The organism is Methylobacterium thuringiense, from assembly GCF_022179645.1.
GTDB lineage: Bacteria > Pseudomonadota > Alphaproteobacteria > Rhizobiales > Beijerinckiaceae > Methylobacterium > Methylobacterium thuringiense.
Map to the genome: position 1 here is coordinate 127,561 of NZ_BPRA01000015.1, position 19,081 is coordinate 146,641.

Genomic DNA, 19,081 nt, shown 5'->3' on the forward strand with positions numbered 1-19,081 from the left:
TCACTTCGCATGCTGCGTCGGATCGCCGAAGCGCTTGGCGAGGAAGAGGATGTCGTCCTCCTGCAACGCCTGTTGCACCAGGCTGCCCTTCGCCTCGTCGAAGAACCAGGTCGTGTACTTCGACGGCGCGCCGGTCGGGACGTTGTTCGCCCGCAGCAGGATGTCGCCACCCTGGATCGAGCGGATCACGTCGCTGGCCAGCAGCGGCTTGTGTGCGACGCCCTCGATGAGGGACGGCCGGCCGGCGATGGACTTCGGCATGAGCGAGTCGGCGGTCGTCGCGGAGAGCGACGGCAACGTGACGCCCGCATCGTAGACCCAGCCCGCCCGCTTCTTGACGAAGCCGTTGAAGGTCAGGCCGCCGCCCTCGGTGATCTGATCCGGCCCGGTCTGCGTGCCCTGCGGCATGCCGAACGGTGCGAACCCGAACCAGAACGGTCCCGCAGCGTAGGGGTAGCCGTAGGGCGTGGAGGCCTGTGACGGCAGACCGTAGGTGGACATGGAGTTCGCCAGCGACGGAGCACCGTATCTCCCGGGCACCGGCACACCGTAGGCGTAGTTGAGGATCTGGTTCGGCGTGCCGGCCGTGGTGATGATGCCGATGCTGGCAGGGTAACCGGCCGGGCTGAAGCTGCCGTTCTGCGTCCCGATATCGGTGGGATTGAGCGCCGTGAGGGCGTTCGGTCCGACCATTCTGCCCTCGGCATCGATCGCGGGAACGAGCGTCGCCGTCGAGCCGAAGATGCGGTTTTCACCGGCACCGCCCGCGATGATATCCTCGCCGGCCTTCACCGAGCTCGCATAGACGCCCGAGGACGGCTGCAGATCGAGCGGCACGCCCGGCGCGAAGCCGGACAGGACCGCCCTGCTGCGCAGGAACTGCGACAGGTAGCCCGGCTCGGCCGGAAGTCCCCTCAGGGCCGCCGACGGGAAGCCGAAGATACCCCCGTTGAGCGGATTGGCCATCTGCCCGGAGGGCGGGCTGGACTGGAGAACGGACCCGTTCCAGCTGTAGCCGTACCAGACGGGATAGACCGCGCCGAGAACGTCCACGGCCAGGGCGTCCGAGGCCGAGCGGGTCCACGGATCGAGATCCGTGCCGAGACCGGCGGAGCCGATCCCCAGAACCCGCGCCGACACCTGCGCACGATCCTCCGCCAGGCTGGCGGCGGTCACACCCGCCCCGTCGGAGGCGTTGGCCGACGGCATCTGGATGAGGGCGGTGTCGCCGATGAGCGTGTCGTTCCCGGTCCCGCCCAGGATGCGGTCGTTGCCGAGTTCGAGGCGGTTGCCCGTGGCGTTTGCCGCGGCGATCCAGTCGAGGCCGACGGCCTGGCGATCGACCGGGAAGTCTGCGGTGAGCTCCTTCAGCATCGCCTCGAACCGCGCCGCCGCCCGGTCGACGAGCGCCGCCTCGATCGAAGCCGCCGTGCCCGCCGCGGCGGGATCTGAGGTCGCGAGGCCGCGCGCCACGCCCGGCCGAAGCATCACGAGGGTATCGCCGACCACGAGGTCGTTGCCGGCGCCCGCATCGATGACGTCGTTGCCGATCGACACCGTGTGCTTCGTCCGCAGCTGATCCGGCAAGCCGAACAGCAGCATCTCCTTGAGAGACATGCCGGACGCGTTTTCCAGGTTCGTCGTGACCTGCGCCTGGGCAACCCGACCCGTCATGGCGAGGTCGGTGACGACCGTGCGCATGTCGGAAAGGAAGTCGCTGAGCGAAGCCGCCGCCTCGCCCGACAGGCTGCGCAGGGGACCGGGTCCGCGCACGATCGTGCGGGCTGCATCGCCGACGACGATGTCGTCGCCGTCGCCGCCGGTGATGGTGTCGTTGCCGTAGGCGATCGCCGCAGCCGAAGGCTGGCCGCGACCGGCGTTCAGCATGTCGACCCCGGAGCCGAGGCTGGCGAAGACGCCGAGCAGATCCTGCAGAGAGGCCGAGATCTTGTCGATCTGGCCGTTCAGAGCGGCATAGGCCGTGACGTCGAGGCTGTAGGTCTCGCCGCTGTCACCGTAGATCGTGTCGTTGCCTGCACCACCGTCGATGGTGTCGTTGCCCGCGAGCACGCCGTTGGCGTTGTAGATGCTCGGGACGAGAGAGGCGTAGACGGTCCAGTTGCCGCCGTCGCTGCGCCGGATCGGATCGGCGCCGGCGATGTCGGCGGCCACACCCGCCATCGCGGGATACACCTCGATGCGCGGTGCGCCGACGCCGAGGGCGGCGGGTACGAGGTTGGCGGCCGGCACCACGACCTCGCCGCCGAGCGGCAGCGCGATCCCGGTTCCCGGAGCGGCCCCGATCAGCCGGATGGCGTTCACGATGCCCGGCTGGTCGGACACGGTCTCCGAGAGGTTGGAGGCCCGGTCGCCGAAGATCAGGTCGTCGCCACCGCCACCGCGCAGGGTGTCGTTGCCACGCTGGCCGAACAGCACGTCGTTGCCGTCGCCGCCGTCGATCGTGTCGTCGTAGGCCGCAGCCAGCGAGACCGTCAGGGCGGCGGTCGTCGCGCCGCCGGCACCCAGCGACAGGCGCGTTCCGGCCTTGTCGCTGGCGCCGACGGCGAGCACGAGGTCCGCCCCGGCGAGCTTGGCGGCGAGGTCCGCCGTCGCCGAAGCTCCGGCCGCCAAGCCGGTGTCGATGCTGCCGGTGACTGAGCCGATCTCCTCGAGCACCACGTCGCGATGCCAGGTGCCGTCGGTGTTGAGCACCGCCGAACCGTCGGTGCGATAGGCGCGCACGATGCGGCCCTCGTCGCCGAGCAGGTAGTCGACGCCGGCGCCGCCATCGATCGTGTCGCGGCCGAGGCCGCCCACGATCTCGTCGGAGCCGTCGCCACCAGCGATCCTGTCGTCGCCCATCTGGCCGAACAGGCGATCGTCGCCCGCGCCGCCGTCGATGGTGTCGTTACCGGCGACGAAGTCGATCAGGTCGAAGCGCAGCACGTCGCGCATCACCGTATCGGCGAAGCTGCCGGGATTGCGCTGCCAGGTGACGGTCTTGACGTCGTCCAGCAGCACGTTGCGCGTGATCACGCCGTTGTCGCCGAGGATCACGTCCGCACCGCCGCCGCCGGTCAGGGTGTCGTTGCCGTCAGCGCCGCCGACCACGTTGTGGCCGCCGGTGATGTCGTCGTCGCCATCGCCGCCGGACAACGTGTCGTCGCCCTGCTGGCCGTAGAGGAAGTCGTCGCCGGCACCGCCCTCGATGGTGTCGTTTCCGCCGCCGTCGACCGCGGCCGTGAAGGTCGAGACCGCGCGCTGATTCACCGGCAGCGCGACGTCGTAGAGCATGTGGTCGCCGAACAGCACGTCGTGACCGCCGCCGCCGAGGATGACGTCCGCGCCGGTGCCGCCGGACACGGTGTCGTTGCCGTCGCCGGCCTCGATGCGGTCGTCGCCGCCCGCGAGCGGATCCGTCGTGGTCGCACGCCGGACCACGGCGCGGCCGCCGACCAGGGCGAGTTCCGCCCGGGCGTTGTCGCCGAAGATCATGTCGGCGCCGGTGCCGGTGAGGATCCTGTCCGCACCGACGCCGCCGAAGACGAGGTTGTCGCCGTCGCCGGCCACGATGGTGTCGCCGCCGCCGATGGTCGGATCGATCGTCTCCAGCACCGCCAGGACGCCGTCGGCGAAGGTGGCGCGGCCGTCGTCGCCGACGATGACGTCGTTGCCGAGACCGGTGGTGATCGCGTCGCCGCCGAGGCCGCCGAAGACGAGGTTGTCGCCGTTGCCGGCGCGGATGGTGTCCCCCGCGCCCGAGGTCGCATCGATCGTCGTGATCGAGGTCACGATGCCGACCGCGTAGCGCACGTCGCCGCTGTCGCCGAGCACGATGTCCGCGCCCGAGCCGACGGTGATGGTGTCGGAGCCGACGCCGCCGAGGACGAGGTTGTCGCCATCGCCGGCATTCATGCTGTCGTCGCCGCCGAGCGTCGTATCGGTCGAGGTCACCTGGGCGAGGACGCCGTTCGCGTCGAAGCGCAGGAGGCCGCTGTCGCCGAGTACGATATCGCGGCCCGAGCCGGTCTCGATCGAGTCGGCATCCATGCCGCCGATGACGATGTTGCTGCCTTCGCCCGCCTTGATGACGTCCTTGCCGCCGATGCCGGCGTCGAGGCTGCGGATCAGCACGGGCCGTCCGAGCGCGAACTGGGCTTCGCCGCTATCGCCGAGAATCACGTCGGCGCCGCCACCGGTGGTGATCGCGTCGGAGCCTGCACCACCGATGACGAGGTTGTCGCCGTCGCCGGCCGTCACCGTGTCGTCCCCGCCGAGCGCCGTGTCGGTCGAGACGACCTGCACGAGGGCACCGGAGGCGTAGCGCACGGTCCCGCTGTCGCCGAGCACGATATCGGCGCCCGAGCCGGTCTCGATGGCGTCGGCATCCATCCCGCCGAGGACGATGTTGTTGCCGTTGCCGGCCTTGATGATGTCCTTGCCGCCGACGCCGGCGTCGAGGCTACGCAGCAGTGTCAGCAGGCCAGCCTCGTAGAGGGCCTCGCCGCTGTCGCCGAGGATCACGTCGGCGCCGCCACCGGTGGTGATCGTGTCGGAAGCCGCGCCACCGAAGGTGACGTTGTCGCCCGCACCGGTATCGATCGTGTCGTCGCCGCCGATCCCGGATTCCACCGAGACGATCTGGCTGAACAGACCCTTGGCGTCGAAGCGGATTTCACCGTTGTCGCCGAGCACCGCGTCGCGGCCCGAGCCGGTGACGATGAGGTCCGCACCAGCGCCGCCGAGCACGACGTTGTCGCCTTCGCCCGCCCGGATCTCGTCCGCGCCGCCGATCGCCGGGCTCGTCGTCCGCACGAACACCGGCACCAGCGCGCTCAGCGTCACCGCGCCGTTGTCGCCGAGCACGATGTCGGAGCCCGAACCCGTCGTGATCAGGTCGGCACCGAAGCCGCCGATGACAACGCTGCCGCCGTCGCCGACCACGATCACATCGCGGCCGCCGACGTCCGGAGACGTCGAGGCGATCTCGGTGGCACGCGCCTGATCGTCGAGATCGACCGTACCGTTGTCGCCGAGAACCACAGACCGGCCCGCGCCCAGCGTCAGGGCGTCCGCACCCGAGCCGCCGAGCACCACACCGTTGCCGGCGCCGAGCGTGATCGTATCGTCACCGCCGACCGTGACGTCCGTGCTCTCAGCACGAACCGGCTTGCCGTTGACGAACCGCACCAGGCCGGCATCGCCGAGCACCACCGCGTCGCCCGCGAGGCCGTCGATCTTGTCGCTGCCGGCGCCGCCGAGCACGAGCTTGTTGCCCGTGCCGAGCTTGATCGTGTCGGTGTCGCCGATGCTGGCATCGAGCGTCTGCGCCAGGGTGATCACACCGGCCGTGAAGTCGAGACGCCCGCTGTCGCCGAGCACGATCTTGGCACCGTTGCCGGCGGTAATCGCATCCGAGCCGAAGCCGCCGACGATCACGTCGCTGCCGTCGCCGGCCGTGATCGTGTCGTTGCCGCCGATCCCGGTATCGGTGGACAGGACCTGCGCCAGGAGGCCGGCCGCGTCGTAGCTCACGGAACCGTGGTCACCCACGATCACGTCGGCGCCGGCACCCGAGGTGATCACGTCGGCATCGGCACCGCCCAGGGCGAGGTTGTTGCCCTCGCCGAGCGTCAGCGTGTCCTTGCCGCCGTCGACCGCCGACAGCGTGGCGACCATGACGCGCACGCCGCCCAGGAACTCCGCGAAGCCGCTGTCGCCGAGCACGATGTCGTTGCCGCCGAGCGCCGTGACCTTGTCGGCTCCGATACCGGCGATGACGAGATTGTCGCCCGCGCCGACCTCAATGGTGTCGTCGCCGCCAATGGCCGTATCCAGGCTTTCGGCCCGCGTGATCAGGCCTGCCGCGTCGAAGCGGATCTGGCCGTTGTCGCCGAGCACCGCGTCGCGGCCCGAGCCGGTGACGATGAGGTCCGCACCCGTTCCGCCGAGCACGACGTTGTCGCCCTCGCCCGCCCGGATCTCGTCCGCCCCGCCGATCGCCGGGCTCGTCGTCCGCACGAACACCGGCACCAGCGCGCTCAGCGTCACCGCGCCGTTGTCGCCGAGCACGATGTCGGAGCCCGAACCCGTCGTGATCAGGTCGGCACCGAAGCCGCCGATGACAACGCTGCCGCCGTCGCCGACCACGATCACATCGCGGCCACCAACGTCCGGAGATGTCGAGGCGATCTCCGTGGCACGCGCCTGATCGTCGAGATCGACCGTACCGTTGTCGCCGAGAACCACCGAGCGGCCCGCGCCCAGCGTCAGAGTGTCCGCACCCGAGCCGCCGAGCACCACACCGTTGCCGGCGCCGAGCGTGATCGTATCGTCACCGCCGACCGTGACGTCCGTGCTCTCGGCATGGACCGGCTTGCCGTTGACGAACCGCACTAGGCCCGCATCGCCGAGCACCACCGCGTCGCCCGCGAGGCCTTCGATCCGGTCGCTGCCGGCGCCGCCGAGCACGAGCTTGTTGCCCGTGCCGAGCTTGATCGTGTCGGTGTCGCCGATGCTGGCATCGAGCGTCTGCGCCAGGGTGATCACACCGGCCGTGAAGTCGAGACGGCCGCTGTCGCCAAGCACGATCTTGGCACCGTTGCCGGCCGTGATCGCATCCGAGCCGAAGCCGCCGACGATCACGTCGCTGCCGTCGCCGGCCGTAATCGTGTCGTTGCCGCCGAGACCGGTGTCGCTCGACAGGACCTGCGCCAGCAGACCCGCCGCGTCGTAGCTCACGGAGCCGTGGTCGCCCACGATCACGTCGGCGCCCGAGCCGGTAACGACGAGGTCCGCGCCCGCACCGCCGAGCACGACGTTGTCGCCTTCGCCCGCCCGGATCTCGTCCGCGCCGCCGATCGCCGGGCTCGTCGTCCGCACGAAGACCGGCACCAGCGCGCTCAGCGTCACCGCGCCGTTGTCGCCGAGCACGATGTCCGAGCCCGAACCCGTCGTGATCAGGTCGGCACCGAAGCCGCCGATGACAACGCTGCCGCCGTCGCCGACCACGATCACATCGCGGCCACCGATGTCCGGCGATGTCGAGGCGATCTCGGTAGCACGCGCCTGATCGTCGAGATCGACCGTACCGTTGTCGCCGAGAACCACAGACCGGCCTAGGCCCAGCGTCAGGGTGTCCGCACCCGAGCCGCCGAGCACCACACCGTTGCCGGCGCCGAGCGTGATCGTATCGTCACCGCCGACCGTGACGTCCGTGCTCTCGGCACGAACCGGCTTGCCGTTGACGAACCGCACCAGGCCGGCATCGCCGAGCACCACCGCGTCGCCCGCGAGGCCTTCGATCCGGTCGCTGCCGGCGCCACCGAGCACGAGCTTGTTGCCCGTGCCGAGCTTGATCGTGTCGGTGTCGCCGATGCTGGCATCGAGCGTCTGCGCCAGGGTGATCACACCGGCCGTGAAGTCGAGACGGCCGCTGTCGCCAAGCACGATCTTGGCGCCGTTGCCGGCCGTGATCGTGTCGGAGCCGAAGCCGCCGACGATCACGTCGCTGCCGTCGCCGGCCGTGATCGTGTCGTTGCCGCCGATCCCGGTATCGGTGGACAGGACCTGCGCCAGGAGGCCGGCCGCGTCGTAGCTCACGGAGCCGTGGTCACCCACGATGACGTCGTCACCCGCGCCGGAGGTGATCGCGTCGGCATCCACACCGCCCAGGGCGAGGTTGTTGCCCTCGCCGAGAGTGATCCTGTCGGCTGCGCCGATCTCTGGATCCGTCGTGCGGACGAGGATCCGCTTGCCGTCCTTACGGAAGGTCGCGAGGCCGTTGTCGCCGAGCACCACGTCCGCACCGGCGCCCGCGACGATCGTGTCGCTGCCGAAGCCGCCGAGGATGACGTTATCGCCGTCGCCCGCCGTGATCGTGTCGTCGTCGCCGCGCGTCGGATAGAGCGAGGCCACCCGCACCAAGCGCCCGTCGATGAAGCTCGCCTCGCCGAAATCACCGAGGATCAGGTCGGCGCCCGAGCCGGTGGTGATCTCGTCGCGGCCGGCGCCGCCGAAGACGATGTTGTCGCCGTCGCCGCCCTTGATGACGTCGCCGGAACCCCTGCGCTCCTCGGTCGTGTAGACCTCGCTGACGAGGCCGTCTTCGAAGCGGACGACGCCCATGTCGCCGAGCAGGATGTCGGCGCCCGAGCCGGTGGTGATGTCGTCGGCGCCCACGCTGCCGATGACGATGTTGTCGCCGTCGCCGCCCTTGATGACGTCGCGCGCGCCGTCATCCGGATCGGTCGAGGCGAACTCGACGCGAACGCCGGCCTGGAAGATCGCGTAGCCATTGTCGCCCAGGATGACGTCGTTGCCGCCGAGCGCGGTGATCGTGTCGCTTCCGGTGCCGCCGATGACGACGTTGTCGCCGCCGCCGACCTCGATGATGTCGTCGTCGCCGAAGGTCGGGTCGAAGCTCTCGGCCCGTTTGACGCGGCCGGAGGCGTCGAAGGTCAGGCGGCCGTTGTCGCCGAACACGACGTCCGACTGGGCGTCGTCCTTGCCGGCGTCGATGCTGTCGGCACCGAGACCGCCCAACACGACGTCGGCACCTGCACCGGTGCGGATGATGTCGCGCGCGCCGCCATCGCGGTCGCTCTGGACGACGGAGCGGATGCCGAGCGCGTAGTCGACGCGGCCGTTGTCGCCGAGGACGATGTCGGCGCCTGTGCCGGTCGTGATGGTGTCGCTGCCCGAGCCGCCGATGACGAGGTTGTCTCCGTCGCCGGCATCGATCCGGTCGTTGCCGGCGTCGAAGGTGTCGGTCGAGACGAAGGCGACGCGCACGCCGGCTTCGAACACGGCGTAGCCGTTGTCGCCGAGGACGACATCGTCGCCGCCCAGCGCGGTGACGATGTCGCTGCCGGTGCCGCCGATGACGATGTTGTCGCCGCCGCCGACACGGATCTCGTCGTCGCCGCCGAAGCCGATATCGAGGCTCTCGGCGCGCCGGACGCGGCCGAAGGCGTCGAACGTGACCTGGCCGTCGTCGCCGAAGACGATGTCGGCATCGGTATCGTCCGTGAGGGCGTCGATCTTGCCTGCGTCGATCGTGTCGGAGCCGAGGCCGCCGAGCACCAGGTCGGCGCCCGCCCCCGTGGCGATGATGTCGCGCGCACCGCCGTCGCGGTCGCTGAGCACACGTGCCCGGATGCCGAGCTCGAAAGCGACGAGACCGTTGTCGCCGAGAACGATGTCGGCGCCCGCGCCCGTGATGATGGTATCCGAACCCGCGCCGCCGAGGACGATGTTCTCGCCGTCGCCGACGGTGATCCGGTCGTTGCCGGCGCCGACGATGTCGATCGAGACGAATGCGAGGCGTACGCCGCCGTCGAATTCCGCCGAACCACCGTCGCCGAGGACGACGTCGCTGCCGCCAAGCGCGGTGACGACGTCGCTGCCGCCGCCCGCGATGACGAGGTTGTTGCCGGCGCCGACAGTAATCTCGTCGTTGCCGCCGAAGCCGAGATCGATGCTCTCGGCGCGTTTCACGCGGCCGTCGGTCTCGAAGGTTACGCGGCCGTCGTCGCCGAGCACGGTGTCGTTGCCGCCAAGCGCGGTCACCTTGTCGGCGCCGGTGCCGGCGATGACGAGGTTGTCGCCGCCGCCCACCACGATGGTGTCGTCGTCGCCGAAGCCGGGATCGATGCTCTCGGCCCGCTTCAGGCGGCCGCTCGGGTCGAAGACGACGTGGCCGTTATCGCCGAAGACGATGTCGTCATCGCTGTCGTCGATGCCTGCGTCGATCGTGTCGGCCCCGAGGCCGCCGAGGATCAGGTCGGCACCGGCGCCTGTGGTGATGGTATCGCCGCCGCCGCCGTTCCGGTCGCTCATGGCCTCCAGGCGGATTCCGCCCGTGAACAGGACCTTGCCGTTGTCGCCGAGGACGACATCGGCGCCCGCACCCGTGATGATCGTGTCCGAACCCGCACCACCGAGGACGATGTTCTCGCCCGCGCCGGCTTCGATCCGGTCGTCGCCGCCGAGGGTCGCATCGATCGTCTCGGCCAGCGTGACACGGCCGAGGATGTCGAAGGTGATGTGAGCGTTGTCGCCGAACACGATGTCGTCATCGCCATCGTCCTTGCCGGCATCGATGCTGTCGCCGCCGAGGCCACCGATGACCAGGTCGGCACCTGCGCCGGTCACGATGGTGTCGGCCGCGCCGCCGTTGCGGTCGCTCGTCGCCTCGAGACGGACTCCGCCCGAGAAGGTGACGGCGCCGTTGTCGCCGAGGACGATGTCCGCATCCTTGCCGGTGGTGATCGCGTCGGAGCCTACACCGCCGAATACGATGTTCTTTCCCGCGCCAGTCTCGATGATGTCGTCGCCGCCCAGCGTCGCGTCCATCGTCTCGGCGAGGGTGACCCGGCCGAGGACGTCGAAGGTCACGTGGCCATTGTCGCCGAAGACGATGTCGTCATCGCCGTCGAGCTTGCCGGCATCGATGCTGTCGGCCCCGAGGCCGCCGATCACGAGGTCGGCGCCCGCGCCCGTCACGATAGTGTCGCGGCCACCGCCGCCCGCACGCTCGCTGAGCGCTTCGAAGCGGACGCCGTTCACGAAATCGACGGCACCGTTGTCGCCGAACACGACGTCGTCGCCGAGGCCCGTGGTGATGCCGTCGTTGCCGGAGCCGCCGAGCACGACGTTGGCGCCGTCGCCCGCACGGATGGTGTCGTCGCCCGCGACGCCCTCGTTCTTGGTGGTGACGCGGACGAGCTTGCCCAGCAAGAAGGTCGCCTGACCGTCGTCGCCGAGGATCACGTCGGCACCCGAGCCGGTGGTGATATCGTCGGCCCCGACGCCGCCGAACACGACGTTGTCGCCCTCGCCGGCCAGGATCAGATCGCCCGCACCGAAGGTGGATTCGAGGGTCTCGACGGAGACGAGCACGCCGTTGCTGAAGACGACGCTGCCGTTGTCGCCGAGGATCACGTCCGAGCCGGATCCGGTGACGATCTTGTCGGCGCCGACGCCGCCGATGACCACGCTGCCGCCGTTGCCGAGGGTGATCTCGTCGCGCGCACCGGAGGTAGCTGCGGTGGTCGCGGCCTGTACGACGCGGCCAAGGGCGTCGAAGGTGGCCTGACCGTTGTCGCCGAGAACGACCGCGCGTCCGTCGCCGGCAACGATAAGGTCGCCGCCCGAGCCGCCGAGGATCACGCTGTCGCCGTTGCCGACCGTGATCTGGTCGCTGCCCCCGACGTTGTCGTAGGTGGTCTCGACGATGATCGGCAGTCCGGCCGCGGTGAAGCGGGCGTAGCCGGCATCGCCGAGGACCACGTTCGCGCCGTCGCCGGCCGTGACGCTGTCGCCGCCGGCACCGGCGATGACGGTGTTGCGGCCGCGGCCGAGCTTGATCGTGTCCCTGTCACCGACCTCCGGGCTGGTGCTGGCGATCTCGACGATGGCGCCAGCCTCGAAATCGGCCTGGCCGCTGTCGCCGAGGACGACGTTGTTGCCGTTGCCGATGGTGATGCCGTCGCGGCCGTAGCCGCCGAGCACGACGTTGTCGCCGTCGCCGATCTCGATGGTGTCGTCGCCGCCGACCGCCGTGTCGATCGAGAGCGCGCGCAGGATCCGGCCGGCGGCGTCGAAGGTGACGACACCGTTGTCGCCCAGGATCACCGCGCCCTTGTCGGCGCCCTTGATGATGTCGCCGGCCGCGCCGCCGAGAACGACGTTGTTGCCTTCGCCGAAGGTGATCTTGTCTGCGCCGCCGATCGCCGTGGCGGTGGTGGCGATGCGCGCGAGCCGGCTCGTCGTCACCCCGCCCGTGACGGTCTCGGTGAAGTCGGCCTCACCGCTGTCGCCGAGGATGACGTGGTTGCCCGCGCCGGTGGTGATCTCGTCGGCACCGGCACCGCCGATGATCCGGGAATTGCCGTCCTTGGCTTCGATGATGTCGGCGCCGCCGACATCCGGCGTGATCGACTCGATGCGCTGGGCACGTCCGTTGCGGAACACGGCCTTGCCGCTGTCGCCGAGGATGACGTGGTTGCCCGTGCCGACCTTGATGACGTCCGCGCCGGCACCGCCGAGGATGGTGGTGTCGCCGCTGGTAGCCGTGATCGTGTCATTGCCGCCGATATCGGTGGCCACCGAGGTGATCGTCGCGATCAGGCCGTTCTCGAACGTGGCCGAGCCGCTGTCGCCGAGCACGACCTGCGTGCCCTTGCCCAGCGTGATCGTGTCGGCGCCGGCGCCGCCCAGCGCCGTGACGTTGCCGTCGGCCGCCGTGATGGTGTCGTTGCCGCCGATACCCGGATCGATGCTTTCGATCGAGACGAGACGGCCGGCCGCGAACAGCGCCCTGCCGTTGTCGCCGAGGATGACGTGGTTGCCCGCGCCCACCGTGATCCCGTCCGCGCCGGCACCGCCGATGATGGTGGTGTCGCCGTCCTTGGCCTCGATCGTGTCGTTGCCGCCGATATCCGTGGCGACCGAGGTGATCGTCGCGATCAAGCCGTTCTCGAAGATCGCGGAACCGCTGTCGCCGAGCACGACCTGACGACCCTTGCCGAGCGTGATCTTGTCCGCACCCACGCCGCCGATGACGGTCACGTTGCCGTCGGCCGCCGTGATGACGTCGTCGCCGCCGATGGACGGATCGATGCTCTCGATCGAAACGAGGCGGCCGGCAGCGAACAGCGCCTTGCCGTTGTCGCCGAGGATGACGTGGTTGCCCACGCCGACCGTGATCTTGTCCGCGCCGGCACCGCCGAGGATGGTGGTGTCGCCGTCCTTGGCTTCGATCGTGTCGTTGCCGCCGATCGCGGTGGCGACCGAGGTCACCGTGGCGATCAGGCCGTTCTCGAAGGTGGCCGAGCCGCTGTCTCCGAGCACGACCTGACGGCCAGCGCCCAAGGTGATCTTGTCGGCGCCGGCACCGCCGATGAGGGTGACGTCGCCGTCGGCCGCCGTGATGACGTCGTCGCCGCCGACCGTCGGATCGAGGCTCTCGATCGAGACGAGGCGGCCTGCGGTGAACAGTGCCTTGCCGTTGTCGCCGAGGATGACGTGGTTGCCCGCGCCGACCGTGATGCCGTCCGCGCCGCATCCGCCGAGGATCGTGGTGTTGCCGTCCTTGGCCTCGATCGTGTCGCTGCCGCCGACCGTGGTCGCGATCGAGGTCACCGTGGCGATCAGACCGTTCTCGAAGGTGGCCGAGCCGCTGTCGCCGAGCACGACCTGCGTGCCCTTGCCGAGGGTGATCTTGTCCGAACCCGCGCCGCCGATGACTGTCACGTTGCCGTCGGCCGCCGTGATGACGTCGTCGCCGCCGATCGCGGCCTCGTCGTCGGCCGTCTTGATCGCGATCAGGACGGGGACCTGCAGGGGAACGCCGTTCACGCTGCGCGTGCCAGGAACGAAGGTCGCCTGACCGGTGTCGCCGAGGATGACCTGCGTGCCGACGCCGACCGTGATGCCGTCCTTGCCGGCGCCGCCGATGATCGTGGTGTTGCCGTCGGCCGCCTTGATCGTGTCGTCGCCGCCGATCGTACCGAAGATGCTGCTCAGGCTCGTCAGAACGCCGGCCGTGAACAGGGCTTCGCCGTTATCGCCGAGGATGACGTGGTTGCCCGCGCCCGCGGTGATCCTTTCGGCGCCGAAGCCGCCGAGGATCACGTTGTCGCCGTCCGTCGCGGTGATCGTGTCGCCGCCGCCGACGCCCGTGTAGGTCGAGACGACACGGCTGACGACGTGGGTGCCTTCCAGCGCGATGCCGGCGGTCGTCGAGCCGTCCTGGTAGATCTGGCCGTGATCGCCGATGAGGACGTTCGCGCCGGCCTTGGCGTCGATGGTGTCGGTGCCCGCGGCCCGTGCCTCGCCGACGAAGGGGTCGGCGATGGTCACGAAGCGGCGGACGTCGTCGAGGTTCAAGCTCGAATCGCCGAGGATGACGTCGGCGGCAGGGCCGCCGGTGATGGTGTCGTTCCCCGTGCCGCCGGCGATGATGTTGCGGCCCTGGCCGCCGATGATGGTGTCGTCGCCCGCGCCGCCGTCGATGATGACGAGGCCCGTCGCGCCCGAGGCGTCGATGGTGTCGTTGAGGCTGACCGGACGTCCGTCGGGTCCGATCGTGCCCTCGTCGCGGAAGGCGAAGGCGCGGCCGGTCGGGTTCGTCGGCGTGGAGTTGTAGCGGCTGTTGTCCGCCGTGGTATCGCCGAACAGGGCGAGCGTGCCCTCGGAGCCGGTCACGCGGATGGTGTCGGCACCGCCGCCGCCATGGATCGCCGTCAGGGCATCGAGCGCCGTGCCCGTGACCGTGACGTTGTCCGCGCCGGAGCCGAGCAGCAGCTCGACCGAGCGCATGCCGCGGTAGGTGACGCCGCCGTCGAAGGTGCGGACGTTGGCGCTGCCGCTCGTCGCCGTCGAGACGTCGTTCGTCGACATGCCGAAGCCGTCGATGTGGCTGAAGCCGGTGACCTTGTCCGAGCTCAGGGTGCCCGAGACGCCGACCGAGATGGTGTCGTTGTAGAGCGTGACCTTGTCGAAGTCCGGCAGGCCGTCATCGATGATCTTGCGGTCGACGGACGGATTGTTCTCGCCGGGCAGGACGATGGCCGGGGTGAGCGAACGGCTCTCGGGGCCGACACCGCCCTCGAGGACCAGCGGGCCCTCTATGCGGCTGAGGTCGTGCGGCTGGCGTGAGAAGGTCTTGACGTCCGACGTTGCCTGCGCGGCGTTCGGATTGCGCTTCACGATCACGCGTACGGCCTGATCGTAGTTCGAGGCGTCGAAGGTGACGGTGGCCGGGCTCGTGGAGGTCGCCGCCTTGAAGCGGCTGTCGTTGCTGGCCGTGATGGTCTGCCCGTCGCCCGCGAGGCTGATCGTGACCGGGCCGGTCGGCGCCGTCGTCAGGACGAGGTCGTAGTAGGAATCCTGGTTCGGCGTCACCGCGACGCCGCCGGCAGCCGGGGTCACCACGACACCCGCCGTGTTGCCGTCCGTGACCTGCACGCGCACGACCGGCGTCCCGACGAGCGCCGCCTTGAAGAAGCCCTCCTGGCTGGTGCCGCCGACGCTGCTGGTCACGACATGGCTGATCTCGGCCACGAAGCGGTTCTCGGGCGTGGTGTCGGCCGGCGAGGCCACGTTCACGGTCTGGGCTATGTTCCAGTTGCTGGCATTGAACGTGAGGTACGCGAAGCCGCCGTCCTTCGGCAGGAGATTGCCCAGGGCGTCGGTGAAGACCAGTTGCGAGAGCTGGGAGGTCGGCACGTTGAGCGTGACACGCACCGTCTCGTTCGCCAACGGCGCGTTGTTGAGGACGAGGGTGTAGCCGTCCTTGTTCTGAGCCTGGCTGGGACGGCCCTGGGCCCCTTCGATCACGGCGGTGCTGCCGCCGCTCTCGACGATGATCAGGCCTGGCTTGTCGTTGTCGATGACCTTGACGAGCGCGGTGCGCACGTAGGTGCCGTTCACGTCGGAGTTCGTGCTGACCACCGAGTGGCCGATGGCGACGTTCTGATCGCCCTCGAGCGCCGTATCGGACTTGGCGCGGACGAAGACCGTCTGCGCCGGCGACCACATGAAGCCCCCATTGCCGTCGGAAACGGCCGTGAAGGTCAGCGTCAGCATGTCGGCGTAGGAATTGCCGTCCCTCGAGACCGCGACCGTGCCGGCATTGCCGCCGAGCGCGCGCGACTGCGACGAGGCCTGTGCGGCCGAGACCGTGATCACGGCCGTGTCGCTCGCGAGGAGTGGCTTCGTCTTCGGCGACGGCGGCAGGATCGTATACATGCCGACGCTGCTGCCCTCGGCGTTCGGCGTCGTGATGACGGAGTCCTCGTGCAGCGTCAGGCCGCCCTCGTCGCTGACGGCACCGCCGTCGGCCGCCGAGACGGAGGCGTTGATGCCCTGCACGAACAGGCCGTCGAAGCGCTTGTCGCTGCTCGCGATCGTGTGGTTGATGACCGCCGAGTTGCCCTTGGCGTCGCGCGCCACGACCTCGCCGCTGACGTCGCCGGCAACGTTGAAGGTGTCGCTGCCGAGGCCGCCGATGAGCGTCGTGACCACGCCGGCCGGCGTGGACAGGACGTAGAAGGTGTCGTCGCCCTCCAGGCCGTCGACCTCGACCGCCTGGATGTTGGTGAAGCGGATCGACAGGCCGGCGCCGAAGATGCCGCCGCTGGTGACGACGAAGGTGTCGTTGAACTCGGTGCCGAGCGCGACGATCTTGTTGAATCCGGAGCCGCCGTCGATGTCGAGCGGCGCGTTGATATTGTATTCGATCCGGTCGTTGCCGGCGCCGGCATTGAGCTTGATCTTGTTCGCCTGGTCGGTGGCGAAGGCGCGCACGATGAAGGTGTCGTCGCCGTCCTCGCCCTCAAGGCGCAGGTCCGCCTTGTTCGAGTAGATCTGGAAGGTGTCGTCGCCGACGCCGCCATAGATCACCGTCGGGATCGAGATGCCGCGCGACAGGTAGCCGCCGAACGACAGCTTTGTCGTCTCGAATGCGTCTTCCTCAAGCAGGCCGTTGGCCGTGTCGCGCGGGGTCGCGAAGACCTGGCCGATCTGGAAGACGTCGTTGCCCTCGCCGCCGTCGACCGTCATCAGCGCGGCGTTGTCATCCATGGCGAAGCGGTCGGCGCCCTTGCCGCCCTCGACGATGACGCGCCCGTTGACGCTCATGTCGTAGTTGATCCGCTCGACGGCGGTGTTGGTGTAGGTGCCGTCGGTATTCGGGTGGGTGAGCGCCACGAAGTTGCGGCGCATCAGGAACTGGTCGGCGGCATCCGTGCCGAGGATGGTCAGCGTATCGACACCGCGGTTCGCGTCGCCCGAGTCGTGGACGTTGATGCGATAGGACGACGTCCCGGCCAGCTGGATGCGGATCGCATCGGAATCCTGGCCGCCGTCGATGTCGAGCGTGTCGGTGCGGCTGCCGGTCTTGCTGGTCAGCTCGGGCAGGCGATCGACGTTGATCGCGTCCGCGCCGTCCTGGCCATAGACCTTCGTGTTGCCCGCGATGGAGATGGGCGCCAGGTCGAGGGTGTCGTCGCCCGCGCCGAGGCTGATCGTGGTCGTCGAGGACTGCATCCGGCCGCGCAGGGCGAAGCGGTCGCGTCCGCCGAGGCTGGTCATCGCCAGCGTCGAGGTCGCGATCGTGGTGCCGAGTAGCGTCAGGGCGTTGTCGCCCGCGCCGAGGTTCAGCACGATGTCGGCTGCGTTGATCGTCGCGGTCTTGACGACGGTGCTGCCGTCGAGAGCCGCGTCGACGACGGTGTCGGCATCCGCCCCGGTGTTCAGGATGAAATCGGCCTTGGCGGTGTACGTGCCGGCGAGGCCGACGCCGTTGGCGCCGTTGCCGAGCGCGACCGCGATCCGACCGGCCTCAAGATCGATGGAATCCGTGACCGCTCCGCCGACGAGGCGGTAGTCGGTCAGGGTGTCGAGGCCGGCCCCGGTGGTAAGCGTGAAGGCGTCCGTGATCCGGTACTTGCCCGTGAGCGTCGCCGTGTTCGTGCCGTCGCCGAGGTTGATCGCGACGGATTTCGCCTCGACATCGGCCTTGGACACCGTGCCGCCGACGACGCGCAGGTCGGTCAGCGTGTCGGTGCCGGCGGCGCCGGTGATCGTGAAGCCGTTCGTGATCCGGTACGTTCCGGTCAGAGTCATGGCGTTGTCGCCGGCACCGGCATCCACCGCCATCGAGCCGGCAGTGTAGCTGCCCTGCAGGTCGATGGTGTCGTTGCCCGAGCCGGTGCGGATCGTGAGCGCGTTGGTGACGGTGTAGCTGCCCGAAAGCATCAGGGTGTTGTTGCCGCCGCCCGCATCGAGGGTGAAGCTGCCGGCCTTGATGCCGCCCGTCAGGGTGATGGCATCGTCGGCGCTGCCGCTGACGAACTCCAGAGAGCCGGAAACGTCGTAGCTGCCCGTCAGGCTCGCGCTGTTGGCGCCGTCGCCCAGGTTGATCGACAGCGAGCGGGCCTTGATGTCGGCTCTCGTCGTCACGCCGTTGACCATACGGGAGTCGGTCAGGGTGTCGATGCCGGATCCACCGCGGATCCTGAACTCATCCCCGATCTGGTACGAACCCGTCAGCGTGACGTCGTTCCGCCCGGCGCCCGGCCCGGCATCGATCGAGAGCGTATCCGCCGTGTAGCTGCCCCGCAGGTCGATCTGGTCGGTCGCACCGCCGGTGGTGATGCTCATCGCGCCGGTCGAATAGGTCCCGCCGAGCGTGACCGCGTTGTTTCCGGTTCCGCCGCTCAGAGCATTGATCGCGATCGAGCCGCCGCGCGTGACGGAGCCTTCCACGATGTTGGCGACAGAGCCTTCGCCGGTGATCGAGCGGGTGCCCGTCGTGAAGCTGCCGTTCAGGAGGATCTGGCCGCCCTTGGTGCTGCCGTCGATCTCGATCGAGGCGCCGACGAAGGTGCCCTTCAGGTCGATGGTCGCCGTGGCGTCGTTGGACGCCGTGTGGGTATCCCGGTTCCAGTCGGCTCTCAGGGTGATGGTGCCCTTCGCCTTCACGACGGCCGTGCTCTCGACGATGAGATCGTCGCCGGCATTCAGCTCGACCGAGCCCTCTGTCGAGAAGATCGTGACGCCCGCCTTCACGGTGAGGTTGTCGTCGGACCGGCTCGTCTCCTCGCCGGACTCCACCAGGATGGAGGCTTTGGCGATCATGTCCTTCGACACTTCGACGGGGCTCGACGTGCGGATACCGAGCTTGCCGCCGGCCTTCACGCCGACGGTGGACGCCGCGTTGACGCCGCCGACACGCAGGCCGCCGATGTTCCACAGCCAGAAGTCGTTACCCGACGAGCCCTCGATGCCACCGAACGCATCGCTGTCCGTGCTGACCATCTTGGCGACGATACGCCGGGTCTCGGTGCCGATGCTGCCCGAGGCGATCAGGTAGGCCTTGCCCGAGGTGAGGTTGGTATCGGTGTTGAACTTGTCGGTGTCGAAGTATCGGGTCGCCCCGTTCAGGATGCTCCCGGTCGTCGCGGTGATGAACGCGGTGTGGCTCGCATCCGTGCCGACGGTGTTGAGATAGAGGTCGCCCGCGGTTTCCACGACGGCGATGTGGTTCGCCCCGGCCGTCAAAGTCACGACA

At 69.2% G+C, this 19,081-nt stretch carries 1 protein-coding gene (cut by a window edge); it reads right to left on the bottom strand.

Annotated features, from left to right (window positions below; translation table 11 throughout):
* On the bottom strand, window positions 1–19,081 hold the 3' end of the coding sequence (locus tag MFF07_RS16865) for an LEPR-XLL domain-containing protein (protein WP_238232411.1). Its footprint extends 26,021 nt past the window's final position; the window shows 19,081 of its 45,102 coding nt (coding positions 26,022–45,102); its start codon lies off the right edge, out of view — the gene reads right to left on this strand; the stop codon is at window positions 1–3.